Origin of the sequence: Vibrio sp. MEBiC08052, from assembly GCF_001506075.1 — a bacterium.
In the GTDB taxonomy this organism is placed as follows: Bacteria; Pseudomonadota; Gammaproteobacteria; order Enterobacterales; family Vibrionaceae; genus Vibrio.
In genome coordinates this window covers 1,839,463-1,865,381 of the sequence record NZ_KQ947475.1, presented here as the reverse complement: position 1 = coordinate 1,865,381, position 25,919 = coordinate 1,839,463, and the positions used below count along the sequence as shown (strand labels likewise).

Here is a 25,919-nt window from a genome sequence, read left to right as displayed (position 1 = left end):
GGTCAAAGGGTTGCCTGCGCTTGAATACCATCACTGATCTGGTATCAGAACCAAATTTCAGCTTCGATACCGACCCGTGTTTCAGTGTTATCATCACCGGAGGTCCAAGCATAGCCATTATCACTTGATTTCATATAGGTAATATAGGGCTTAATCTGTGGTCGTCCCCAGTAATCTGCGTTGACGGTCAGAACCGGCGCTAAAGTTGCGGTATAGAATGAGGTATCAGCATCTTCACGTCCCCATGTTCCGGCAGCCCCGAGACTTTCCAGTGCATAGGTCAGAGTCGCTTCCATCCGGAAGTTTTCGTTGACTTGATAAGATGGCGTCACCCCGACAATCAGGCGTGATAGTCCGTCTTTGGAACCCCATACATCATGCGTCGTGTTATTATCCAGCTGCCAATAGGTCACTTCGGTACCCAATTGAATATGCTGCGCAAGATTGGCGACCCCATAAGAAGTCAGGAAGAGGGAGCGGTCATCTTTTTTCCAGTTACCGCTCCACTGACCGAAGTTGACGCCCCGGTTCGCTGAAACACCTTTCCCGTAAGTAATGGCAGTGGTTGACCAACCATCAAAGCCATAATAGTCACGATGATAAGTGATCGCAGCGCCAAAACCATCTTTAGCGGTACTCGACTCATCAACATGTTTCCGTGAGGTTATCTTCAGATCAAAATCGAATTTTCCCCCTAATCCTTCGACGCCATAATAGTAAAAATCAGCGGAAGTGAGTGTGGTACTGCGCCCGTCACTATCTAAAGAGCACTGTTTTGAATTGACGTTTGCCCCAGAGAGTGTGCAACTTCCTTCTCCGGGATCGGCAGACATCACCGCAAATCCGGCATCATGATACTGAACTCCGGCACCGACACCGGAAGACTGCTTCCAGAATTCCTTGGTAATGATGCCTGACTGGCGGTTCAGGTAACGTTGACCGGCCCAAACACTGAGACCATCGGCAAAGTAGGATAAGTCGCCCAATTCAATATAGGCTTCTTTGAATTCCAACTGGCCGCTTTCCAGATGTCCTTCATTGCCTGACGATGAAGTATAGAACCCGCGGCCATTGCCGCCTTCATTGTTGCCGTATTCGGCTTTGAGTACATATTTAGCCCAAGAGCCGGAATCAAAGTTTTGACCTTTGGTTACCGTGAACTCGATTTGCGTCGGATTTCCGGAAAACGCAGCACCGGCGGCGTGGTAGTCTCTGCGATGGCCGTAACTGTCGTTTAAAGAGAGTGATTCGCCGACATTATATTGTAAGTGTCCGTAACCGTTGACTGTCCAGCCTTCATGGACTTTATCTTCAGCGGAGGATTGCATTGAAAGCAGTGCTCCGGAAATCGCGAGAGCAATTAAGCTTACCTTTTTCATGTGATTCGCTCCTGTTTATTGTGATTATTCCTATGTGGTGATCTGGTTTGTTGCCGGAACAAATCTTGATTTATCACGGCGTTGTTCTGACCAGAGAACAAGATAAAGAACGGTAAGGGCTCTGACTTCCTCTTCGGAGGGGAAATCTACGGAGGACATGCCGGGAGGAGAGAGGCGGAGAAAAAACAGAATCTCAGTACAATGCTAACTGAGTCACAAATTTGGGGTGGAGGTTGCGGATCCGTTGTGACGAATGCCGTTCACTTGAGTGATCTGAATCGCATTTTATCCACCGACAGAACAGCATGGGCTCAAAAACAAATGTTCAAAAATGTGAAATACGCCTGATTTACAGGCAGATTTGTCAATGAGCCAATGAAAGGGCGGACGCGTGGCTATCGCCATCGTGTCCGTGTGTGATTAGTATCCCATTAAGCTCAGTAATCGTTCTGCCGTTTCGATCGCTTCTTTACGGTTAGTTAAGTTGAGCTTCTGATAGAGATTTCTGATATGGGTTTTGATGGTGGTTCCCGCGACATCGAGCTCCTGAGAGATCTGTTCATTGCTGAACCCGGAATAAATCAGACCAAGCACTTGCCATTCACGTTGCGTCAATGGACTGGTGCGGACGAGTTCAGGGACTTTGGGATGGTGAAGTAACTTATCGATAAACTCTTCATCGAAATGTAATGAACGACTGCGTTGTTTCTGAGCGATCTCACGGAGCAGATATTTAGCGCGATGTTTTTCTAAGTCCTCGAGTGTTTCACCTTGTACCAGCTGCTGTAAGACCGGGTATAAGTGTTGCCCTTCAATGAGAAAATCTGCCACCATTCCTGTCTGATTGGTCATCTTTAACGCTTGGCGTAACATAGTTTCAGCAACTTGTGGTTGTTGGTTATACACCGCGAGTACCGCTTCGACGATCAGGTTACGATTGGTATCGGTAAAGAGTTCGGATTGTTGCGCTTCATGCTGCAAAAACGCCAGACTCTGCCGCGCTTGTTCGAGTTGGCCGGTATAGATCTGAGCCCGCGCGATATTACGCCACTGGAGTTGTAAAAAGTGGTTCTTCGCTTCAGAAGGCCGGGAAGCCTGATCCAGCCAAGTTTCGATTGCGTCGGCATCATCCCGGACTTGCCAATAGAGTAATAAAGCGAACGATGCATTGGCGGTCCAGTCGATATGGTAGCTGGACTGGTTTAACAATGTCTCTATCTGCGCCACAAATTTTGCAGCGCGGTCGATTTCACCACGGGCAATCGCGACCCGAGCCAGAATCGAGTAACTATGCAGATGTTTACTGATGTCTAAGTTGCCCAGCACTCTGATACCTTTCTGAGCAAAGACTTCCGCTTCATCCAGTGAATTCCAGCACCAGAGAACCTGAGCATGAAGCCGCAACAGAAATTCATGTAATGGCACCTGATGCAACTGCTGGGCTTCAATCAGTTTGAAGGCAGATTCATGGAGCTCGAAAGCGGCTTGAACATAACCCTGCGCGAGCAAGATTTCGCTCTGCTGGATTAAAGCCCATAGCACTTGGTGATAGACCTGATGCTGACGGGCTAATTTTTCGGTTTGTTGCATCAAAGACAGGGCCCGATTGAGTTCCCCGTGCACATGATTGACTTCTCCGACAATTGAGGTCGCAATAATCCGGCTGCGGAAATCGGTTGTCTCCAACTGACTCAGGGCCAGTTCAGCCAGTTCTAAAGCGAGTTCCGGATCATTCTTGTTGATGGCGATCTGTGCTCTGAGCGTGTTGAGTTGTCCTTGTTCCGGCTGAGAAATCGCAATATTTCTCTGCTGCATCTCATGTTCGGCCTGGGTTAACATATCCTCAACCCGGGGATAGCGGTGCTGGCTTTGTGCTAACCAAGCCTGAAGTAACGGTAGTTTAACCCCGGCGTAGAGATGATCGGCATCGAGTTCATCAATTGCCGTTTCCAGAACGTTTAACTCACCATGATTGAACATCCGCCAGCCATGCGCGAGCAGAATCTGAGTGGTTAAATCGCTATTGGTGGTTTGCTGAGCATGTTTGAGTGCCTGATGAGGAATGTCGAGCTTCAGCCAAGCCTGAGCAGCCCGGCAGTGGAGTTGCTCTTCTTCATCAGGAATAATCTTATGGCGCTGATGGGTCAGAAATTCCGCAAACAGATGGTGAAAGCGATACCAGTTCTGCTCGCTTTCCAGTCGATGGATAAAGAGGCCATAACGATTGAGTGACTCAATCATATTTAACGCATCGCTGCGCTGGGTCAGTTCAGCAACCAAGATATCGTTAAAGGTCTCCAGAACCGCACACTGCAACAGAAATAACCGAGTCTCGCTGTCAATATAAGCAAAGACTTCCTCAATCAAGTATTCCCACAGATGATCATGATTAAACCGGGCGACCGATTGTCGGGATTGAGCCAGTGACCGGTTCTGATGTTTGGCTTGTAAAGCGATCAACTGTAGGGCGGAAGGCCAGCCTTCGACATAATGTCTCAGCTCGCTGACCGTTTCCGGGTCAAACTCATCATGGACAACCTGACTGAAAAAGCGGGTTGTTTCTTCTTCGTCAAAGGCCAGCATGTTGTGATCGATTTCGATGAGTAGATCTCGCACACGCAGGTTCGCAATACCCAACGGTGGATTCGAACGGCTGGTGACGACCACTGTCATATTGTCCGGCATATGTTTAATAAAGAAACGCACCGCTTCATGGATTTTTTCATCATGAATCAGGTGGTAGTCGTCAAGTACCAGATAGCAGGGTTGCGTCACATCCTGAATTTCATGAAAGAGTTCGGCAAACAGAGAAGAGACGGATGAGTACTGGCTGCGTTCTGCAAGAGTCTGGCTATTCGGACAACCATTGCTGGTGGCAATATTAATCGCCTGAATAAAGTAATTAATGAAACGAAACGAATCATTGTCACCATCATCAATACTATACCAGCCGACAGCAGGGCTTTCGGCGAGCCACTGTGCTGCCATGGTGGTCTTACCGTAACCGGCCGGTGAACGAAATAACACCACTTTACATCGCTGCGCATGGCGCAGGGTATCAAGTACCCGCTGTCGAGAGATCGCGTGGTGTAGACGACTCGGACGTGTCAGTTTTGATGGAATCCACATAAATTCTGCATTTTTCTTCGATTTGCATAAATTCTCAGTAGTTTAACGTGGAGCGTACTGTCTGGAACTTGATCGACTTCTTAATACACAAATTTCTAACAATTCTATGAATTGAGTGATGGGTTTTTGAGCCCTTGGGCAAATCATCAGGCTCTACGCCTACTGACTCCTACCACAATTCCTTTTCTACGGGAGGATGTTTCATGATGCAGGACTATGCAGGATATCCCCATACCTTTAGCCCTTAAATTAAGCAAGATACTGTAAAGAGTGAGATCGTTATGAACAGTGAACAAACCAATCATTTTGAGCCGGAGGCATTCAAACAGAATGTCTTACATCATTTGAAGACTACCTACTCGCAAGAGATTGAACATGCCAGCTCCCGGTCATGGTATTTGGCGATGGCGCGGGCATTGTCTGAAATGAGCGTTGCCGATATGGTCGATACGGCACAAGACCCTCGGGTTCGTAACGCGAAACATGTGAATTATCTGTCACTCGAATTTTTGATGGGACGTCTGACGGGCAATGCGCTGATTAACATGAACTTGTATGCGCAGGTCGAGCATGTGATGCAGATGTTAGGCCAGTCGCTGTCTGATTTATTGGAATATGAGCGTGATCCTTCGCTCGGTAACGGTGGCTTGGGGCGTTTAGCAGCTTGCTTTATGGATTCCTGCGCTGCTCAGCAATACCCGACAGTCGGATACGGATTACATTATGAATACGGGTTGTTCAAACAGTCTTTTGTGGCCGGACGACAACAAGAAGCGCCAGACGAGTGGCGTGGCGAAGAGGGGTATCCGTGGGAACGGCTACGGCCGGAACTGACTCAGCGAGTCGGGTTCTTCGGTCACGTTGAAACCGAACAACAGCAAGGCAAAACCAAGCGCCGCTGGAAACCGGCTCAGACCGTGAAGGCGATGGCGTGGGATATTCCGATTATCGGCTATAAAAGTCGCACCGTTTACCCGTTACGTTTATGGGAGTGCCGGGCAGAACAAGGCTTCTCGCTCGATAAGTTTAATGAAGGTGCTTATATTGAAGCGCAGCAAAGCATGATTGAAGCGGCAAATCTGACCAAAGTGCTGTATCCGAATGACAATCATGAGCAAGGTAAAGTCCTGCGGCTGATGCAACAATATTTTCATAGTGCGGCATCTATCGGTGACATTGTGGCCCGTCATGAACAAGCAGGACGTGACTGGGAAAGTTTACCTGACTATGAAACCATTCAACTCAATGATACCCATCCGGCAATTGCGATTCCTGAACTGATGCGGGTTTTGATCGATGAGAAAGATCTGGCGTGGCAAACCGCATGGTCGATTTGTACGCGGGTCTTCGCCTACACCAACCATACCTTGATGCCCGAAGCGCTGGAAACATGGCGCAAGTCGCTGATGACGAAGTTGCTGCCGCGGCATATGGACCTGATTACGGAAATTGACCGGCATGTCTTGAAACAGGTCGTGCAACGGTGGCCGGACGATACCGAGAAACAAGCGAAGCTTGCGATCATCTCCACGGAGAAAGAGCCGATGGTCAGAATGGCGAACTTATGTGTGGTCGGCTCTTATGCTGTCAATGGTGTTGCTGCAATGCATACGGAGTTGGTGCAAAAAGAACTGTTCCCTGAATTCAATGCATTATTCCCCAATCGGATCCGTAATGTCACCAACGGGATAGCACCGCGTCGCTGGTTAACCTATTGCAACCCTGATCTGGCAAATTTGATTCGTCATAAAATTGGTCACCGCTGGGAAGACAACCTCGACCATCTGGTCGATTTAGCCGCCTATGCTGATCAGCCTGAGTTCCAGTCTGCATTTATGGCGACTAAAAAGGCCAACAAAGAGCGTCTGGCACAGTGGGTTTTGGCTCACCTCGGATTAGAAATAAATCCCGATGCTCTGTTTGATGTCCAAATCAAACGTCTGCATGAGTACAAGCGTCAGCACCTAAACCTACTGCATATTCTGTCTTTGTATCATCGTCTGTTGCATGAGCCTGACTTCGACATGGTGCCACGCGTGGTCTTTTTTGCCGCGAAAGCCGCTCCCGGTTATCACCTGGCAAAAGAGATTATCTATGCGATTAATCAGGTTGCCACAACCATCAATCAGGACGACAGAGTCAATGATAAGCTGAAAGTTGTCTTCATTCCCGATTATCGGGTCAGCATTGCGGAATTAATCATTCCCGCTGCGGATCTGTCCGAGCAAATTTCAACTGCGGGCAAAGAAGCATCCGGCACCGGTAACATGAAACTGGCACTCAATGGTGCGCTGACGATCGGCACGATGGACGGTGCCAATGTGGAAATTCGTGAAGAAGTCGGTGATGAGAATATCTTTATCTTTGGTTTGAACGTACATCAGGTCAATCAATGTCTGCGCGAGGGTTATGATCCTCACCGTTACTACACAGCCGACCCGTTACTCAAAGCAAGTCTTGACTGGCTTAATACCGACTACTTTACGCCGGGAGAGCCGCACGGACTGAAGCCGGTTTTCGACACCTTGTTACGTGACGGTGACCCGTATCTGTGTCTGGCTGATTTTCGGTCTTATGTTGATGCTCAGACAGCGGTTGACCGCCAGTATCGGGATGTGCAGGGCTGGGCACGCAAAGCGATTTTAAACACGGCGCTGGTGGGCAAATTCAGTTCGGATCGGTCGATTCGCGACTATGTTGAGACGATCTGGCATTTACAGCCCGTCAAACGTTAAGTCAGTAACCGGTTCATTCAGCAACGGGTTAGTACAGAAACCGAATGACATGGTGTATCGGAGCCGGGCATGGTGCCTCGGCTCATTTCATCTTATGAATTCTTATCAATGCAATGTCATTGGAGTGAAACATGATAACAAAACCAACATTGGAGCATGTGGCTGATCTTGCCGGAATCGCCAAGTGCTACACGGATGCATGGGGCGATGAAGCAGAAGTCCCCGAGCAGACGTTGCGTCAGATTCTTACGATTATGGGCTATGATACGTCTGAGGATGCCCGACTGATGGCATCGGCTGTCAGCAAACATCAATCCCACTTGTCACAGCCGGTTGTGGTTGTCCGCGGAGGCGAGCAACCGGTCGATATTCCCCTCAGAATCGGCCGTGATGTATCCTATGAACATTTCTCGTGGCAAATCCGCACCGAAGACCATCAGCATTTTGAGGGCAAGGTGGCAACACATCTTCTTGCAGATCGGCGAGACCATGACGGCACAGTGACCCTGCGTATCACGGGATTAACGCTGGGCTATCATCAATTGTGGGTGAAGGATAATCGGACGGGTCATCTTGAAGAGAGTTTGCTGATCATCGCGCCGGCAGCTTGCTATAAACAGCCCGCGCTACTCTCGGGTCAGAAAATGTGGGGACTGAGCATTCAACTCTATACACTGCGTAGTAAAGCCAACTGGGGAATTGGTGATTTCGGTGACTTGAAACAACTGGTCACCGAAGTTGCAGATAAAGGTGCCCAGTTTATCGGTTTAAACCCCTTGCATACGCTTTTCCCTGACTGTCCTGAATTTGCCAGTCCTTATAGTCCGTCTTCGCGTTTTTGGCTAAATACGCTTTATATTGATGTCAGCTCAGTTCCTGAATTTGTCCTCAGCCACGCTGCTCAGTCGCTGGTCGGGAGTGCCGATTTTCAGCACCGGCTTGAGCAGACAAGGGCGAAGGCATGGGTTGATTACACTGAAGTGAATGCCCTGAAAATGACAGTGTTGCCATTGTTATATCAGGAATTCCGTCACCGCCATCTGGCACATCACTCTGAACGGGCTCAGGCTTTTATACAGTTTGTGGAACAGGGGGGCGAGAGCTTAACGGCACTGGCGGTATTTCATGTGTTATCCGAGACATTCTGTCAGACCGGGGCAAAGATGCAGGATACGACCCAACCCCGGGGATGGGCACAGTTTCCGCCTGAGTATCAAGATTATCAGAGTGAGACGGTACAAACCTTTATTGAGACGCATCAGGAAGCCATTCATTTCCATATGTACTTGCAGTGGATTGCTGACAGCCAGCTGAAAGAAACTCAGCTGATGGCGAAAGAACGAGGGATGACGATTGGCTTATATCGGGACTTGGCGGTCGGTGTCAGCAAGCACGGTTGTGATACCTGGGTTGATAGCCACCACCAGACGCTGGTTCAAACGGTGAGTGTCGGTGCACCACCGGATATTTTAGGCCCGCTCGGACAAGACTGGGGGCTACCGCCATTTCATCCGGTCACGCTCCGGGAACAGGCGTATCGTCCTTTTATTGATCTGCTGCGAGCAAATATGAAGCATTGTGGTGCGCTGCGGATTGACCATGTGCTGGGGTTATTGAGACTGTGGTGGATTCCGGAAGGGAAAACCGCCAAAGAGGGGGCTTATGTTTACTATCCGGTTGAACATCTGCTCGCGATTCTGGCATTGGAATCACACCGGCATCAATGCGCGGTGATTGGTGAAGACTTAGGCACCGTTCCGGCGCAGATGGCTGAGATTCTGGCAAGCGCGGGGATTCACTCATATAAAGTCTTTTTCTTCGAAAAATCTCAGCAAGGGGTATATACACCGCCGTCAGACTATCCTTATCAGTCGATGACGGCTTTGTGTACACATGATATGCCGACCCTGAGAGGGTTCTGGCATGGTTCTGACCTGTCATTAGGGCAACAACTGGGGCTCTATCCCGATGAGACACAACTGGAACAACTGCATCAGGATCGCGCTCAAATGCGTCATGGTGTGTTGCAGGCGCTGGGAATGTTAAACGCACAAGAGGCAGTGTGTGCCGGTGCTTCGCCAACCGACTCAGCAGAGGCGCACCGGGTGATGGATCCATTACTGGGGGAGTTAATTCAGCTTCACGTCGCTTCCGGTCGTTCAGCGCTGGTCAGTATTCAGCTGGAAGATTTACTGGCGATGGATGAACCGGTTAATGTGCCGGGAACGGTGGATCAATATCCGAACTGGCGGAGAAAACTGTCAACCGATCTCACCACGATTTTCTCGTTGCCGGCAATTCGCAACATGCTGGTTAAGCTGACTCAGATGCGGGCTGCCTGATACGATATCATCTGAAAAGCTTGAAATATTAAAAAACCGGTTCTCAAACGAGAACCGGTTTTTTTAGATTGGGAGTGATGAATCTCTAAATGGTGACGAATTCATCCCGATGAAGTTCATTTCTATCAAACGGATGCGTCATCTGCATCATCATAAATCGTATCGAAATCCACCCCTTTTTCACGATAGAGTCTCGGACAAGCCCGGCCATCACTGTGGAACAGATGACAACGATTGGGTTCAATACCGATGGTATACGAATCACCGACCGCCACATCAAGGGTATCCATCGCCCGATAAATCACATTGGCATCCGCGCCTTTCAAATGTAGATAGATCTGCGTTTCGTAGCCGAGTTTTTCGACGATTTGTACTTTGCCTGACACCTTGAATGTCGCGGATTCGGCACTGATTAAATGTTCCGGACGAATCCCTAAAGACATCCGTTCGCCCGGACGAACCTGATCGCCTTGAACCGGAATCCAGAAGGTCTCACCATTGGGTAATTGCACCATCACCCGCTCCGGTTCCGCGGCTTCGACATTGACAGTCATAAAATTCATTTTCGGTGAGCCGATAAAGCCTGCCACAAAGCGATTTTTCGGATAATGATAAAGTGCCAGCGGTTGGCCGACCTGTGCGACGGAACCTAATTGAAGAACCACGATCTTATCCGCCATGGTCATGGCTTCAACCTGATCGTGCGTCACATAAATCATGGTGCAACCGAGCTGGCGCTGTAATTTGGTAATTTCGCTGCGCATGTTGACCCGTAGAGACGCATCGAGATTTGAGAGCGGTTCATCAAGGAGAAACACATTCGGTCTTGAGACCAAAGTTCGGCCAATGGCAACCCGCTGACGCTGGCCGCCGGATAATGCTTTGGGCTGACGGTCCAGTAAGTGGCCGAGCTGGAGGATTTCCGCTGCCTCAACAACGCGTGTATGGATGGCTTTTTTATCGGCTTTAGCGAGTTTAAGACCAAACGACATGTTGTCATACAAATTCAGATGCGGATAAAGGGCATAGGACTGAAAAACCATCCCCACACCTCTTTTGGAGGGTTCAATATCATTGACGCGCTGTTCACCAATATATAAATCACCGGAGGTGATATCTTCCAAGCCGGCAATGCAGCGTAGCAGGGTGGATTTCCCACATCCTGACGGGCCGACGAAAACGACAAACTCACCGTCGTTAATCTCCAGATTCACATTCTTGGAAATCACGACATCATCATAAGCCTTCGATACGTTTTTCAGGGTGACACTTGCCATTTCGATCATCCTTAACTCAAATATAGATTTGTGACATGGAAAGGGAGCAGCCATACCCCGTGGCTGTGCCTTATTATCGGATATTCTTTCACCTTACGCGGTGAGTCGGAAATAGTATGCGTCAAAGGATGGCGCGGTGCATCCTCCTGTCTGTCAATCCTCAGGGCGGACAGCGAAGGATTAGTATCAGTGGAGGGATGAGGTCGGGTGCGGCTTCACCGGTCCTGAAACCGGGTTGAATAGTGCTATCTATCACACTTTATCTGATTTTTAAGTGATTCGGGTGCGTAGATGTTGATGGGAGTCACGAAAATACCGTTATATCTCAGGGGCGTAGGGCTCAGGATGATGATGAATGCAGCAATATTTCTCATCATATAGCATCACCTCCTACGACAAGTTGAACAATAAGGATAAGCGCATGAAAAAGACCCTACACGCTGTCGCAATTTGCACCTATACAGCTCTGGGCTCGTTGAGTCTGAGTTTAAGCGCACATGCTGCCATTGCAGAAGGACAGCTCACGATATGGATTAATGGAGATAAGGGCTACAACGGTCTGGCGGAAGTTGGCAAAAAATTTGAACAAGATACCGGGATTCCGGTGACCGTGCTCCACCCGGATGCGTTACAGGATAAATTCCCGCAGACCGCCGCCACCGGTGACGGGCCGGATATCGTTTTTTGGGCTCATGACCGGTTTGGCGGATACGCTGAAGCCGGCTTACTTGCGGAGATTCATCCTTCCCCGGAACTCAAAGCCAACATGTTCGATTTCACTTGGGATGCCGTCCAATATCATGGCAAATACATCGGTTATCCGGTGGCCGTTGAGTCACTGTCGCTGATTTATAATAAGGATCTGGTACCTGAACCGCCCAAAAACTGGGAGGATATCGCCAAACTGAATGACAAGCTGAGCAAACAGGGTAAAAGCGCGATTATGTGGAACCTGAAAGAGCCGTACTTCACCTGGCCATTGCTGGCGGCCGATGGCGGGTATGCGTTTAAATTTAGTGATAAGGGCTATGACATCGATGATATCGGAGTCAATAAACCCGGTGTCCGCAAAGCGATGACATTTTTGAAAGGGCTGGTCGATAGCCACGTCATTTCACCGGATATGGATTACTCCGTATCTGAGTCTGAGTTCACCAAAGGCAAGACAGCCATGACCATCAACGGGCCGTGGAGTTGGGGCAATATTGACAAAGCCGGAATTCGTTACGGTGTCACCACGTTGCCGAAATTTAATGGTCAAAACTCAAAACCGTTTGTCGGCGTTCTTTCTGCCGGGATCAGCACCGCTTCACCGAATAAAGATCTCGCGGTTGAGTTTATTGAGCACTATTTATTGACCGATGAAGGTCTGGCAATGGTGAATGCCGATAAACCACTGGGCGCCGTCGCGTTGAAATCTTATCAGCAAAAACTTTCCAGCGATCCGCGTATTGCTGCCACTATGTACAATGCGACATATGGTGAAATTATGCCAAATATACCGCAGATGAATGCATTCTGGAGCTCGATGAAAAATGCCATTATCAATGTGGTTGACGGACGTCAGTCGGTTGACTCGGCATTGGCTGACGCGCAAAAGCAAATTGCACATTAATGGAACCGGGGCAGGTGATACTAAGCCGTCATGATTCATCCGTGATGGTCGGTCATTGAGTGGTGTATCGCCTGACCTGAATTAGCTTGATTAGATTTCAGGAAGTTTTATGCAGTTCGTTCAGAAAGCAGACCCCGGCAGTTTGAGTACCGGTCATAAAATCAAGTGGATCAAATGGGTAACCCTGTTTGCGATAGGCATCCTGAACGGTTATGCCAGTATCATGATGTATGCGCGTGGGGAAATTGCGTTTGCTTTGTTAACCATCGTGCTGACGGCGCTGGCACTCTACATTTTTGGCAGTCGGAAAACCTACGCGCATCGCTATATTTATCCCGGTGTTGCCGGCATGATCCTGTTTATTCTGTTTCCGTTGGTGTACACCATCGGACTCTCATTCACCAATTACAGTGCCAAAAACCAGCTTTCGTTGGAACGGGCACAATCAGTCTTACTCGATCAAACCTACCAAAGCGGCCAGAACTATCCTTTTACTCTTTATCGCGAGCAAAATGGCTACCGTCTGGTGGTGCGTGACGGCGAGCAGTTATTGACGACACCGGCATTTTCATTGGGGCGTCATGTGGCGAAACAGTTGGCATTAGCCCCCATTCAGCCACCGCAAGGGTGGACAAAAGAATCACTGAAAACCGTGATTCAACATCGGGATACGCTGGCTGAGCTGAAATTAGTCACGCCACAAGAACAGACCATTCGGATGAATGGGTTGCGGCGATTTTCAGCCATTACCCCCAAGTATCAATTGCTGGATGATGGCGTGACCCTGCGCAACCGGCAAAATGGTGAATTACTCAAACCCAATATGGAAATCGGTTTTTATCAGCCGGTGGATCAAAACGGTCAGTTTTATCGGGATCCGATTTCTCCCGGATTTATCGTCAAAATCGGGACGGCTAATTTTCAACGGGTATGGCAGGATGACGGCATCAAAGAACCCTTCATCAGTATTTTTATCTGGACGGTGGTTTTTTCCGCTCTGACCGTCGGGCTGACCCTGATCATTGGCTTGGTGCTCGCCAGTGTCGTGCAGTGGGAAGCACTACGTGGTCGGTCGGTTTATCGCGTGTTGCTGATTTTACCTTATGCGGTGCCGGCTTTTATTTCTATCCTGATTTTTAAAGGATTATTCAATCAAAGTTTCGGTGAAATCAACATGGTGTTGAATGCGCTGTTCGGTCTGAAACCGGCGTGGTTTTCCGATCCCATCATGGCGCGGGTGATGGTTATTGCGGTCAACACTTGGCTGGGTTTTCCTTACATGATGATTTTATGTATGGGATTGCTGAAAGCAATTCCCGAAGACCTCTATGAAGCATCCGCCATCGACGGGGCAGGGCCGCTGTATAATTTTACTAAAATTACCCTGCCATTGATGATTAAACCGCTAACACCGCTGTTGATCGCCAGCTTCGCGTTCAATTTTAATAACTTCGTGATGATTTATCTGCTGACCGGCGGCGGGCCGAATATGATTGGCACAACTGAGCCTGCCGGCTATACGGATTTGCTGGTCAGCTACACCTACCGGATAGCCTTTGAGGGCAGCGGCGGCCGCGATTTCGGTCTGGCCAGTGCGATTGCGACCCTGATTTTCTTACTGGTGGGTGCATTGGCATTAATCAATCTTCGTTTCACGCGTGCAGGACAGGATTAAGGAGGCGTTGCATTATGGCAATGGTTCAAGGGAAAAGTTTGAAATACCGGGTTTGGGCAACCCATATTGGTTTATGGTTTTTTCTCTCACTGATTATTTTTCCGATGCTGATGATCGTGGCAATTTCATTGCGGGAAGGCAACTTTGCTACCGGGAACATCATTCCGGAACATCCGTCTTGGGAGCACTGGAAACTGGCACTGGGGTTTACGGTGACGCATGCGGACGGCAGTGTCCCCCCGCCGCCATTTCCGGTTTTGACCTGGCTGTGGAATTCGGTCAAGGTTGCCACAATCGCCTCGGTACTGATCGTCGCTTTGTCTACCACGTCGGCATACGCGTTTGCCCGGATGAAATTCGGTGGCAAGAGTCTCATTTTAAAGGCGATGATGATCTTCCAGATGTTTCCGGCAGTGCTGGCGCTGGTGGCGATTTACGCCCTGTTTGATAAGTTGGGTCAGTATATTCCGTTTCTGGGGTTGAATACCCACGGCGGACTGATTTTCTCTTATCTCGGTGGTATCGCGCTCCATGTCTGGACCATCAAAGGTTATTTTGAAACCATTGACGGCTCGCTGGAAGAGGCTGCCGCACTCGATGGGGCGACACCGTGGCAGGCCTTCCGTCTGGTATTGTTACCGCTGTCAGTGCCGATTCTGGCGGTGGTGTTCATTCTGTCGTTTATTGCCGCCGTTGGTGAAGTTCCGGTCGCATCGCTGCTACTGTCTGATATTAATCAATACACCCTTGCGGTCGGGATGCAGCAGTATCTGTATCCGCAGAACTACCTGTGGGGAGACTTTGCCGCCGCCGCAGTGTTATCGGCACTGCCGATAACACTGGTGTTCTTGTTAGCGCAACGCTGGTTAGTCGGTGGCCTGACAGCCGGTGGCGTGAAGGGCTGATGCGGTCATTTTCTCAGTCGGTGGCGGTGCGTAGCCGCCCTGACGGGTGGTTTTAACGTTCAGTCTGACCAGACTTTCACACAGCGACACCGCACAAGTGACTCCGTCGAGCACCGGGATGGAAAACTGAGCCGATAATTGTTCGGCCAGATCGACCATTCCGGCACAACCAAGGACGATTGCTTCTGCGCGATCGTCGCGAATCGCCAGCTCAATTTCCTGAGCTATTTTGTGGGCGGCCTCTGAGCCGTCCCGTTCTAATTCAAGCACCGGGATGTCAGAAGCACGTACACGGATGCACTGTCGCTCCATCCCGTAACGCAGTAAATTATGTTCCAGTGCCGGAACGGAGCGGGACAGCGTGGTGACAACACTGAACTTATTGGCGAGCATCGAGGCCACCCGGTAAGCGGCTTCACCAATACCAATCACCGGTTTATCCGTGATACAGCGGGCAGCATCCAGACCGGTATCATCAAAACAAGCAATCACAACGGCATCGAAATCTTGATGTGCCTGAATCGCCTGAAGCATACCGGGCACAGCCATCGCTTCATCGTAATAGCCTTCAATTGAAACCGGGCCGTGTGCCGAAGTCACCGCAATAATTTCAGTGCCTTCAGAGGCCACTTGCCGGGCAGCAAGACATGCTTTTTCAGTCATATTGGCTGTCGTGTTCGGGTTAACAACAAGGATCCGCATTGGTTCATTCTCTCCATGAATTCAGGAACTAGGTGGGTCTTTCAGAGCATGATGCAGATTGTATACAATTTCAAACGCAATTCAATTTCCAACTGAATCTAATTTCAAACGTGATCTAATTTCAAACATCGGCTTGTCGGTTTTATGGGATGTGAATCCGTGAGTCGGTGCTGAGGTATTTATCAAGCTAAGCGACGGCCTTCCGGCTGATCAACGTTGCATCGTTCAGCCGGAAGGTCGCGTTTGGATGACGGATCAGACTTGTTCTGAACTCAATACCATGGCTTCGCTGGCTTTGGCACGCTGAGATTTGGTGGCCAGAAAATAGAGATAGCCGACAAACATCATAGCCGCGAATAACAGGGCGATGATGAGATTAAACCAGATCATGGCGATCAGGCAGATTACCGATAAAACCAAAGCAATGGCGGGAACAACCGGATACCCCGGCGCCCGGTAGCTGCGCACCATTTGAGGTTCACTCTGGCGCAGTTTAAACAGACTAAGCATACTCATGATATACATCACAATCGCCCCGAAGACGGCCATGGTGATCATCGCCGCAGTCAAACCCATTCCTTGCAGGTTAATGACCCCGTCACTGAAAATAGCAATAATTCCGATAACACCACCGGTGATGATCGCACGTTGTGGGGTCTTGAATGCCGAGAGCTTTGCCAGACCTGCGGGCATATAACCGGCACGGGCGAGGGCAAAAAACTGGCGTGAATAGCCGAGAATAATGCCGTGGAAGCTGGCAATCAGACCAAACAGGCCAATCCAGACCAACATATGCAGCCAGGTGGAGTTATCGCCAACAATCATTTTCATCGCTTGGGGCAGCGGATCATTAATCCCTGACAGGGTCTGCCAGTTCCCCGCACCGCCGGCGAATATCATCACACCAATTGCCAACACAACCAGCGTCAGAATCCCGGAAATATAGGCGACAGGAATGGTCCGTTTCGGATCTTTGGCTTCTTCAGCAGCCATGGCTGCGCCCTCAATGGCGAGAAAGAACCAGATGGCAAACGGAATCGCTGCAAACACCCCGGTGATCGCGTGGACACCAAAGGTATCACTACCGGCCCAGCCATTGGCGGTGAAGTTCGCCAGACTGAATCCGGGGGCGACAACGCCCATAAACACCAACAATTCAATCACCGCTAAAATGGTTACACAAAGTTCAAAGGTCGCGGCAAGTTTGACACCCAGACAGTTCAGCCCCATGAAGACAATATAAGCGCCGACAGCGGCATATTTGGGATCCAAACCGGGATACTGAACATTGAGATAAGCACCGATGGCCATTGCAATCGCCGGTGGCGCGAAAACAAATTCAATCAACGTCGCATAACCGGCAATTAAACCGCCGATTTCACCGAAAGCACGCCGACTGTAGGCAAACGGCCCGCCTGCGTGTGGAATCGCAGCAGTCAGTTCCGTAAAGCTAAAAATAAAACAGGTATACATGATAGCAATTAAGGCTGTGGTAATCAGGAACCCGAGTGTTCCGGCTACGCCCCAGCCATAACTCCAGCCAAAATATTCCCCGGAGATCACAAGCCCGACCGCAATTCCCCACAGGTGAATCGTGCCCAGCGTTGGTTTCAATTTTTCGGTCATGATTGCCCTCCATTTATTTCGTTCCATGACGATGAGATCCTTTCCCAACATCCATGTTTTCAACAATATGACAGACGTCCAATGCTTAAAGTGTGCCTGAATGGTTTCGGTGGCGTGCAAGTGGGGGAAGAGACGGTTGTGGTGATATCGGTATAGAGGGGGGCTGATTGTATCAAACGAGGGCGACAGGTTGCTTTGTGAGGCTTTGATGTGGCAAAACTATCAATATTCTGAAACAGAGATAGCAGATGTTGCGACGAAAAAGGTTCACAAAATCAGTGAGAAGACAGGGCGTAGACCGTGTGATTTGCGCAATGATTGTGCATGGAGAACTGTTTTTGTGCGTTTCTTTCGGTGCATGACTTGAGAATATCAGGTCATCGTTAAGCAGGGCACCGGGCGTGCCCTGCATCAAGATCGTTATTGAAGCCGGATCTGAGTCAGCGCTTGAAACAGGGCTTTTTTATCTGCGTCAATGAGGTATTTTGAATTGAGAGTCGTTTTAAATGTGGCATAGTCGCTTGCGGTGAAGTGTCCGCCGTCGCGCAGATATGCCGCAATGTCGGTATTAATTTGGTTACCGAGTTTGATCAGCGCAGGGCGAATCACCGTTTTTAAGTCTCTGGGTTGCGCGGCCGTCGGCTGGCTTAATAAATCAGCACGATAGCGATACTGTATCGCTTTGGCGGCTGAGATCTGTGCTTTAAAAAATCCGACCACACTCTGTTTATCCAATCCTTTTTGCGCAGCGGACTGGCTCGCCTTGTCAATCACAACCACTTCACGCTCAATATCTTCAATCGGTTTTCTATGGATGGCTTTGTACAAGGCGACATCTTCCATATAACTGAGTCGCTGGTTGATGGTTGAAAAAATCTCCGCAGGTGTCGGGGCTGCGAATACATTGAATGATAACAATGCCACGACCAGTACGGTTATCGTTTTAAACATAACTACCTCATATTTTATGAATAAGATTGATTATCATAGAGTTATTTGTCGTTGGCGCAATCGATTTTATGATTGGCGTTGAGAAAGGGGGTTGTGTTTTAAGCCGCAGCATCACCGTTTTTACTTTCCCAGCCGGCATCATAATATGACGCACCATTTGCCCAAATAGATAGCGAATCGGAGTTATGCGTGTTTTTTATTAAGATCCAGTTGCGGGTTTGAAACCAGCATTTTGATATAGGCGTAGTGCACAACTTGTGGATCAAAACGATTGATACGGGTGTCAATCCGCTGGTATCCGTTATTTTCGTAGTACTGGTAGCTGCAATTAGTATCGGTATGCAGTGAGTAACCTTTTGCATTCAGGTTTGATAGATACTTTTCAAATGAACGAATTAAGGTTGTACCGATTTGATGACGGCGGTACTTTTTGTCAACACAAAAAAACAATAGTTCACTATCACAATCATGTTCAACCATTTGACTGAGTAGTTTTTGTTGTTTCAGGTCGCTAAGCACTTGTTGTCCAGGTGCTGTTGTTTGTAACGCTGCTTTCGCTTTTTTTACAGCCGCTTCGTAGTCAAATTCTACGGCTTTTTCACTCGTGAGCGTGGTTGAGCCGAGTATGATTCCACATATCTTTTTGTCATGTTCTGCTATCTCAATAAAAGTGCTGTTCTTAAAATCATTGGCAATATAAATGGTTGCTAGGTGGGCGAGAGCATCTTTATCTCTTACAGAAGTAAATACGCTAAGATCTATATTGGCTGCCAAAAAGTCGGTAATGGTCTCGAAGTCCTGCTGAGATGCTTTGCGGTAATGAATATGCGTCATTTTTTAACCTGCTTTTGTCGTTGTTTCAAATCCAGAATGGTTAACTTGCCTGCCGAGTTCTAAGTCACTTTTACCTGATAGTGATGGGTAAGCTTCTTTCATGATAGACATGACTTTTTGTGACTTTTTCGTTTTTAATCTGTCTGCCTGAGATAGTGCAGATTCGAATGTTTTCAGGTGTATCACCTAAATAGTAGTTAGGATCATCGGCAGTGATGAGATCATGGTTAATGTTTTTTGCTTTTCTGGAGCAGGAGTGAATAAAGCGTCCCTGATTGCGTCCCAAACCACAGAGCCACCACTTCTCCCCCAAACACCTGTATCACAAGTTTTATCTTCCTAGCCTCCGGCTCCCAAATTTGACGCACAATTGCGTTCCCCAATTTCAGAGGCATCGGTGCTCAGTGCGCCAGTTCATCTTTCAGAGATGAAAGACGAACCAGAAAATCTTTTTTGTTTGGCTTGGTCGCGGGTTGTCCAAAACCAGCTTTTACGGGCGTCCTGCCCGGAAAAGCCTAACCATTCTTCCATGAATGGTTTTCTTCGGTGGGTGGTTGATTTGAATGGAGTGAAATCTTTTTAAAAAGCCAACTTGATCGATGCTCTCAGGGTAAAATTCACGGATGAATTTTAAGCTTTTCGTGAGCAGGAGCGAATAAAAGCGACCCTGATTACGCGTGCTGAACTTAAACCTAGGCCTTTTGGGGTACTTTTTCGGCCTTGAAAAAGTACCTGGGGCGCATTCGGAGATGCTAATGAAACTGAGAAACGTAATTGCGTCCCAAACCGCAGCATTACCATTCCACATACTAAAATACAATTTAATCACCTCAACCGAGCCTCCCTGTTACCCCCATTCCAAAAATAACCACTCCCCATCAAAACCCCAAATTTAAACATGTTTTATAAACCCATTTGAGTATAATTGTTGATTCATATGAAAATAACTTTATCAATAAGCATCCATCGATAAAAACAATCACGGCTCAGTCAATAACGTCAATGAACTATCAAACCACTCAAATCTATAATCTGATGCGTTATGAATTTGCTCAAGTTGAAGGGGATTTTGCCTCCTTACGTGAGTCAGATGTGAAATCTGTCATGCCTGCCGGAATGCGCTTTGCTGATTTTCTTGAACAGCTGCGTAGCGGTCATCAGGTATTGCTGACTGATGTACCATCGATTCCGTTGCTGATCCGGGATCGGGATGAATGGGGCAATCAATATTGGCGAGTGAATCCTGCGATTGAGCCTCATCTCGACTTGCTGGCTAACAAGGCTTATACCGCCAGAGTTGAATGGGTCAATCATGGCATTGGTTCAACTTATTCCGGCAGCGTTAACGCTTCTGTTTATACTGAGCCTTATGTCGAACGCGAACCTGTGAAACTCACTCTAGCAGAGCGATTGAACAGGCAGCGTCAGGAGCAGTTACGTGAGCTGGATAAAATTCAACTGCCTTCATCCGCATGGCAGAACGTATTTAACAAGCCCCCCGTCAAACCCTCCCGTTTCGCCAAATCTGCGCTGGTGCCGAGCGGTACGTGTGACATCGGTACACAAAGAGAGCCACTTTCTTCGCTGGGGGATTATGCGGCTTATACACTGGCCGTCGGGCAGGGGGTAAGTGCAGCATCTGGAGAAGCCTTTTTAACGCGTATTGGTGGTGCAGCATTGGCTGAATTGCCGGGAATGGCGCTGAAAATTATCGGGCGAGCTGGCATTCTGGCTGCATTTGTGCCGAACAAATTAGCGGACAGCACGCTCTACAGTGCAGCCGATATGCGCAATAAAACCACGGTTGAAACCAACATTCGCTTAGGATTCAATACGAAAGGTCGGATTTACGGCTATCACGTCAATGGGACGAATATTCCTAAGCGTGAAGTAAAACAGGTTGGTGAGCGGTTTGTCGTCGAGTTAGAGCCGGAAATCACCATTGAATGGGTGCCGATCAGTGGTGATTTTGGCGGTAAACCGATCCTTGTCAATCCCATCCCGGAGATGGAAAAGTTCGATATCTGGATCCATCCGCAAGCGGAGCAAGGCCAAGAATTTGACGACACCTACATCACGCCAATTGCTGATGCGGATCTGCAAGACTATATTCTGACCTTTCCGGCAGAGACCGGATTACCACCGCTGTATGTGGTGTATAAAGACAGTCCGAGAGATAAATCTGGAATTGTAACTGGATATGGTGAAAATGTTTCAGGAGACTGGTTATCGGCTGCTGGAAAAGGATTAGGAGTACCGATTCCTACACAAATTGCAGATAAGCTCAGAGATCTGGAGTTTAATAATTTTGATGCTTTTCGGAAAGCTTTCTGGCTGGCAGTGAGTGAAGACAAGGCGCTTATGTCTAAATTTAGCCGACCAAATCAAGCTCATATTAAAAAAGGAACAGCCCCGTTTGCTATTCCTTCTGAACAATACGGAGAAATTAAGCGGATTCAGCTTCACCATGTTGAAGAGATTCAGTATGGTGGGGCAGTTTATGATATTGATAATCTCCGTGTTGTGACGCCTAAAAATCACAACCGAATTCATTATGATTGATGGTATGAATATGCAAAAAAAACTTCTTGAAGATTATACAGAGTCAGAGTTCTTAGAGTTGGTCACGAATATTAGCGACGCGAATGGTTCAGAGCAGGAATTAGACGAGATGGTGGAACATTTTACACAGATTGTGAAGCATCCTGAAAGTAATGGGCTTATATTTTATCCGCCTGAAAATCGTGAAGATTCCCCGGAAGCGGTTGTCGCAGAGATCAAACGTTGGTATATGGAGCAGGGCTTGCCCTGTTTTAAATAGCGCTACTCCTTTGAATTCCATCGCATTTTCTCTCAATGAACAATGTAAAACGAGTGGTGATGGTGTTCTTTGTCAGCCGCTTCTTTTATGCTAGCGCTATTCATCCACAACGAGCCTCAATACTGCGATTATGAAAACATCTCTCGATCATCTGCCCGAATATAAACAGCGTGAGCTGGCGGACATCTCAACGATTCTGCGCGATACACTGGAAGATTACCTGCAAGGCAAACAGGGTAGTAAGAGTGAGTTTCGCATTCTGAAAATCATTTTGTTCGGCAGCCATGCCAAAGGCAGTTGGGTCAAGGATCCGGTCAATGGTTATATTAGTGATTACGATATTCTGGTGATCGTCAACAAAGCTGCCTTGGTGGAGGATTATGTAGTCTGGCAGCGGGCGGAAGAGCAAATTGATCGCAAAGTGAAATCGGCACCGTTGGGTTTGATTGTCCACGATTTAAAGGAAGTAAACGAGCGGTTGCAACAAGGTCACTATTTTTTTAAGGATATCCGCGAAGAGGGGATCGAACTGTTTGCCGCGACGCCGAAACCGTTAGCGATGCCGGGGGATTTGACTGAGGAAGAGCTGCGAGAGATAGCCCGTAAGCATTATGAACAGTGGTTCAGTAGCGCTTCCCATTCACTGAAGAAATTTTATTTTTCCTTGAAGGAGCTGACTTTGAGTGAAGCTTCTTTCGATCTTCATCAGGCAACAGAACGTCTTTTGGCCTGTACATTACTCACTTGTACCAACTACTTGCCGAAGTCTCACAATATCGAGAAACTCGGTAATCTGTGTGCACAGATTGATCCGGCCTTTGCTGAGATTTTTCCGATGGACAACAAATTCCACCGCCGTAGTTTTCGGCGTCTGCAACGGGCGTATATTGATGCGCGTTATTCAGCGCACTACGAAATCACCGCAGAAGAGTTGAATTATTTGGTGGCAGAGGTGCAGCGGTTGCAGGCATTAACCGAACAGGTTTGTCGGGGGAGAATAGGGGATTGAGGGCTGTCGTTTGATTCGTAGCTTTTGGCATTGGAATGTGACGCACAATCAGCGTCAGTGATTTCAGAGGCATCGGTGTTCTGTGCGCCAGTTCATCTTTCAAAGATGAAAGACGAACCAGAAAATCTTTTTTGTTGGCTTGGGCGTGTGCTTTCCAGAACCAGCTTTTACGGGCGTCCTGCCCGGAAAAGCCTAACCATTCATCCTTGAATGGTTTTCTTTGTTGGGGGGTTGATTTGAATAAAGTGAAACATTGAATCAACGAAGCTCAACTGATCGATGTGCTCAGGGTAAAATTCATGGATGAATTTTAAGCTTTTCGTGAGCAGGAGCGAATAAAAGCGACCCTGATTACGTGCGTTAAACTCAAAAAGATGCTTTTGGTTCCTTTTGCATCCATCAAAAGGAACTAGGGCGCAGTCGGAGATGCTAATGAAATTGCGGAGTCTGATTGCGCACCAAACTAACAGATTTACTATTGGTCACACCAAACCACAATTTAATCATTTCAAGCTGGCTTCCCTGTTACCTTGTTTGTTACGGTTGGTTGAACTATTATTTGTACGTAATTATGTGCAAATAGAGGCTTTTGCAATGAAACGTATTCGCTTTGACCAAGACATCAAACCGTTATCTGAATTTCGTTCAGGTGTGGCTTCGTTTATCAAACAAATCAATGAGACTCGGCGTCCGTTGGTGATTACTCAAAGGGGCAAGGGGGTTGCTGTGGTTCTGGATGTAGAAGAATATGAAGCAATGCAAGAAAAAATAGAATTACTTGAAGAAATGCGAGCGGCAGAAGCACAACTTGCTTCAGGTATGGGAATTTCTAACGAAGACGCTCGGGCTAATGTACTGGAACGTATTAAAAAATGAATGTTGTTTGGGCGCCATTCGCCCTTGAGAAATTAGGAGATGCGGCAGAATTTATTTCGTTAGACGATCCTGTAGCAGCAGAAAATTGGGTTAATGATGTTTTTGATAAAACGGAATTATTAGGAACTATGCCTGAAATGGGGAGAGTTGTTCCCGAGCTGCCGAATACGAACTATCGAGAAATTATCTTTGGTCACTACCGTATTATTTATAGTTGCTCTATTGAAATACGGATACTCACAGTGAGAAATTGCCGTCAGATATTAACAAAAGATGACGTATGCTGAACTTAAACTTAAGGCATTTTTAATTTGTAGCCTCCGGCTCCCTAATTTGACGCACAATTGCTTTCCTCAATTTCAGAGGCATCGGTGCCCAGTGCGCCAGTTACTCTTGCAGAGATGCAAGCGTAACCAGAAGATCTTTTTTGTTTGGCTTGGTCGCGGGTTGTCCAGAACCAGCTTTTACGGGCGTCCTGCCCGGAAAAGCCTAACCATTCTTCCTTGAATGGTTTTCTTTGTTTGGTGGTTGATTTAAATTGGGTGAAACCTTTTTAAAGGTAAACTGATCACTGTAGTCATGAAACTTCATCTCAAACCATCACTTTCACTGACTGTTAGAGCACTGCAATTTCGTGCAAACCCTACCTACATCAAAGAATGTCATATTTGTGTCAATTTTTTCTGGATGTTTTCTATAGCATATTCAATTCTATGTAGTAAGCCTAAATGCTTAATGAGAACAAGTTACTTTCATTCGAGAGGTGTTCAATGGCGGCAGTGTTGGTGAATCATTTCATTGAGTGACAGTGGAAAGGAAGAATCTTATATGTTTGAACGAGTCGTTTTACGTAGATCTCTGGACGGTCCTGCGATCACTATAGGGGAAATTGCCGAGGCATTACTCTTCTATCAAAGCGTACATATTGTACTTGATAACTCAAGCCTTATTGGATTAACTAAGGCAATAGGAATACAAAACGTCCTAAAATTACTAGCATTGCCTGACATCAAAGCAACATATATTGAAGAAATAACTGGCACTCAGACTATTCAGACACCTATCGGGCCAGAATATTCATTGATTGCCTTTATGATCAAAGAACATCCAAATTTCGGTCAACTAAATACAAAGAAAAGAAGACTTGAGTTCAACCTTATGACCCATGGTTATACCAAGTCTGAATCTAAAAGGTATGTCGAGAAACTTAAAAGATATGTTAGCTATAAACAATTGGGTGATGACTACTACGTAAAAGGTGGAGTAATTCCTGTAGCTAGAGTTGATTTATTTGACAACGAGTATGTTAAGAAGGCCTCAGAGATTATTGCTCAACGAATGCTTGAAAGTCATCCACTCCCCTCTGATTTCTGCTTTCAAATAATTCCAAAGGGAGATAAATTTAGAGTAGATACAAACTTAGACTTTGATCTTGTTTCAAGTATTCAGCAAGCAAAATATGAGAAAGCAGGACAATATACACCAGCTCATTTATTGTCTGAAATGCTAAATGCATCAATAAGTTTGATATTTGCTGGTCATTATGGAGGTGATTTCTATACATCTGAAACAGAATCCAAGTTAATACAAATACGACAGAAATATCTGTTAAAAAGATTTCACTTAGATCGTTCTGAAATCGATAATTTTTATAGTGTGACTTTGAGTGGTTACCCAACAATTGTCGAGGCTATTAATCATGGAGAAAGATCATTTGAAGAGTTCTTAGAGCTTCTTGCTTCTGCAAGAAAATTTAAAAAATGGTTAAAAGGAAAGTCACCGGACGAAAAATTAATTGCAAACTATCTTGAAGACATTACATCTTCAACAAGTTGGTTAAACCGCTTACCAGGTAAGATTTTTAGATATTTTATTAGTGTAGGCGTTGGTGCTATAGCTCCGTCCTATGGAATAGTATTGTCTGCTGGAGATAGCTTTTTCCTAGATCGATTGATTTCAGGATGGAAGCCTAACCAATTTATTACAAAAAAAGTTCAACCTTTTGTCGATCCTGATATAGAGGGCTAATGAATATCACTTAAT

General features: G+C 47.3%; 18 protein-coding genes. 11 read left to right on the top strand and 7 right to left on the bottom strand.

What is annotated here, in order from left to right; genetic code table 11:
* Nucleotides 1-44 precede the first annotated feature (44 nt).
* On the bottom strand, nucleotides 45-1,379 hold the full coding sequence (locus tag VRK_RS08120) for a carbohydrate porin (RefSeq protein WP_059120901.1): 1,335 nt from the start codon (nucleotides 1,377-1,379) through the stop codon (nucleotides 45-47).
* A gap of 420 nt (nucleotides 1,380-1,799) precedes the next feature.
* Nucleotides 1,800-4,508 carry an HTH-type transcriptional regulator MalT gene (malT, locus tag VRK_RS08115; RefSeq protein WP_059120900.1) on the bottom strand — a complete coding sequence of 903 codons (2,709 nt, stop codon included), beginning with the start codon at nucleotides 4,506-4,508 and terminating at the stop codon, nucleotides 1,800-1,802.
* 281 nt (nucleotides 4,509-4,789) lie between these two features.
* Between malT and VRK_RS08110 the strand changes: the two genes are divergently transcribed.
* Together VRK_RS08110 and malQ are read left to right on the top strand one after the other, a co-directional pair.
* Nucleotides 4,790-7,243 carry a glycogen/starch/alpha-glucan phosphorylase gene (locus VRK_RS08110; protein ID WP_059120899.1) on the top strand — a complete coding sequence of 818 codons (2,454 nt, stop codon included), beginning with the start codon at nucleotides 4,790-4,792 and terminating at the stop codon, nucleotides 7,241-7,243.
* A 131-nt stretch (nucleotides 7,244-7,374) separates the two neighbouring features.
* Nucleotides 7,375-9,585, top strand: coding sequence for a 4-alpha-glucanotransferase (gene malQ, locus VRK_RS08105; protein ID WP_059120898.1), 2,211 nt, complete (start codon nucleotides 7,375-7,377; stop codon nucleotides 9,583-9,585).
* Nucleotides 9,586-9,710: 125 nt separating this feature from the next.
* Here the strand turns inward: malQ and malK are convergent, their stop codons facing one another.
* Complete coding sequence (gene malK, locus VRK_RS08100; RefSeq protein WP_059120897.1) at nucleotides 9,711-10,862, bottom strand: maltose/maltodextrin ABC transporter ATP-binding protein MalK; 1,152 nt, start codon at nucleotides 10,860-10,862, stop codon at nucleotides 9,711-9,713.
* 421 nt (nucleotides 10,863-11,283) lie between these two features.
* Between malK and malE the strand changes: the two genes are divergently transcribed.
* The 3 genes from malE to malG all read left to right on the top strand — a co-directional run bounded on the left by malE (nucleotide 11,284) and on the right by malG (nucleotide 15,057).
* A complete protein-coding gene (gene malE, locus VRK_RS08095) occupies nucleotides 11,284-12,477 on the top strand; it encodes a maltose/maltodextrin ABC transporter substrate-binding protein MalE (protein WP_059120896.1) in 1,194 nt (397 codons plus the stop codon).
* A 109-nt stretch (nucleotides 12,478-12,586) separates the two neighbouring features.
* Entirely contained in the window at nucleotides 12,587-14,152 is a 1,566-nt protein-coding gene (gene malF, locus VRK_RS08090; RefSeq protein ID WP_059120895.1) for a maltose ABC transporter permease MalF, read from the top strand.
* 14 nt (nucleotides 14,153-14,166) lie between these two features.
* On the top strand, nucleotides 14,167-15,057 hold the full coding sequence (malG, locus tag VRK_RS08085; protein ID WP_059120894.1) for a maltose ABC transporter permease MalG: 891 nt from the start codon (nucleotides 14,167-14,169) through the stop codon (nucleotides 15,055-15,057).
* Here the strand turns inward: malG and VRK_RS08080 are convergent.
* The 4 genes from VRK_RS08080 to VRK_RS08065 form a co-directional block, all read right to left on the bottom strand.
* Complete coding sequence (locus VRK_RS08080) at nucleotides 15,019-15,759, bottom strand: aspartate/glutamate racemase family protein (protein WP_059120893.1); 741 nt, start codon at nucleotides 15,757-15,759, stop codon at nucleotides 15,019-15,021. The genes malG and VRK_RS08080 overlap by 39 nt on opposite strands.
* A 255-nt stretch (nucleotides 15,760-16,014) precedes the next feature.
* Nucleotides 16,015-17,385, bottom strand: coding sequence for an ethanolamine permease (gene eat, locus VRK_RS08075; protein WP_059120892.1), 1,371 nt, complete (start codon nucleotides 17,383-17,385; stop codon nucleotides 16,015-16,017).
* Nucleotides 17,386-17,805: 420 nt separating this feature from the next.
* A complete protein-coding gene (locus VRK_RS08070; protein WP_059120891.1) occupies nucleotides 17,806-18,336 on the bottom strand; it encodes a chorismate mutase in 531 nt (176 codons plus the stop codon).
* Between the two features lie 183 nt (nucleotides 18,337-18,519).
* Nucleotides 18,520-19,170 (bottom strand): GNAT family N-acetyltransferase, encoded by a 651-nt coding sequence (locus VRK_RS08065; RefSeq protein ID WP_059120890.1) that lies wholly within the window; start codon nucleotides 19,168-19,170, stop codon nucleotides 18,520-18,522.
* A gap of 1,002 nt (nucleotides 19,171-20,172) precedes the next feature.
* On the opposite strand from VRK_RS08065, the gene VRK_RS08055 reads away from it, so the two are divergent.
* From VRK_RS08055 to VRK_RS08030, 6 genes are all read left to right on the top strand, one after another.
* Nucleotides 20,173-21,732: an S-type pyocin domain-containing protein gene (locus VRK_RS08055; protein ID WP_059120888.1), complete on the top strand. Its 1,560-nt coding sequence runs from the start codon at nucleotides 20,173-20,175 to the stop codon at nucleotides 21,730-21,732.
* Between the two features lie 10 nt (nucleotides 21,733-21,742).
* On the top strand, nucleotides 21,743-21,991 hold the full coding sequence (locus tag VRK_RS08050; protein WP_059122709.1) for a bacteriocin immunity protein: 249 nt from the start codon (nucleotides 21,743-21,745) through the stop codon (nucleotides 21,989-21,991).
* 130 nt (nucleotides 21,992-22,121) lie between these two features.
* Nucleotides 22,122-23,000: a HEPN domain-containing protein gene (locus VRK_RS08045; protein ID WP_059120887.1), complete on the top strand. Its 879-nt coding sequence runs from the start codon at nucleotides 22,122-22,124 to the stop codon at nucleotides 22,998-23,000.
* A gap of 594 nt (nucleotides 23,001-23,594) precedes the next feature.
* Nucleotides 23,595-23,876 (top strand): type II toxin-antitoxin system Phd/YefM family antitoxin, encoded by a 282-nt coding sequence (locus tag VRK_RS08040; protein ID WP_038179832.1) that lies wholly within the window; start codon nucleotides 23,595-23,597, stop codon nucleotides 23,874-23,876.
* Nucleotides 23,873-24,163, top strand: a complete 291-nt coding sequence (locus VRK_RS08035) for a type II toxin-antitoxin system RelE/ParE family toxin (RefSeq protein WP_038179721.1) — start codon at nucleotides 23,873-23,875, stop codon at nucleotides 24,161-24,163. The genes VRK_RS08040 and VRK_RS08035 overlap by 4 nt, the downstream gene beginning before the upstream one ends.
* Before the next feature lie 541 nt (nucleotides 24,164-24,704).
* Nucleotides 24,705-25,904: a hypothetical protein gene (locus tag VRK_RS08030; protein ID WP_059120886.1), complete on the top strand. Its 1,200-nt coding sequence runs from the start codon at nucleotides 24,705-24,707 to the stop codon at nucleotides 25,902-25,904.
* Nucleotides 25,905-25,919 lie beyond the last annotated feature (15 nt).